This is a genomic window from Streptomyces sp. RPT161 (assembly GCF_027533845.1).
Lineage (GTDB): Bacteria > Actinomycetota > Actinomycetes > Streptomycetales > Streptomycetaceae > Streptantibioticus_A > Streptantibioticus_A silvisoli_A.
In genome coordinates, this window is the sequence record NZ_JAPZVN010000130.1 from 1 (window position 1) to 275 (window position 275).

A 275-nucleotide genomic window follows, 5' to 3' on the forward strand; every position below is an offset into this window, starting at 1 on the left:
GTCTCCGGCCACTGCACGGTTTCGGTCAGCAGGGCGACGTCGCCCTCGGACCAGTCCACGTGCGGTGTCGGCTCGTCGACGTGCAGGGTCTGCGGCAGCATCCCGTGCTGCATGGCCAGCACCATCTTGATCACACCGGCGACACCGGCCGCGGCCTGCGTGTGGCCGATGTTGGACTTGATCGAGCCGAGATAGAGCGGGCGACCTTCGGGCCGGTTCTGGCCGTACGTGGCGAGCAGTGCCTGCGCCTCGATCGGGTCGCCCAGCGTCGTACC

1 protein-coding gene is annotated in these 275 nt (G+C 68.7%); it reads right to left on the minus strand.

What is annotated here, in order from left to right; all coding sequences use genetic code 11:
* Positions 1–275 (minus strand): hypothetical protein (locus O5O46_RS35230; RefSeq protein ID WP_333482463.1); only part of this gene is annotated, 275 nt, incomplete at both ends.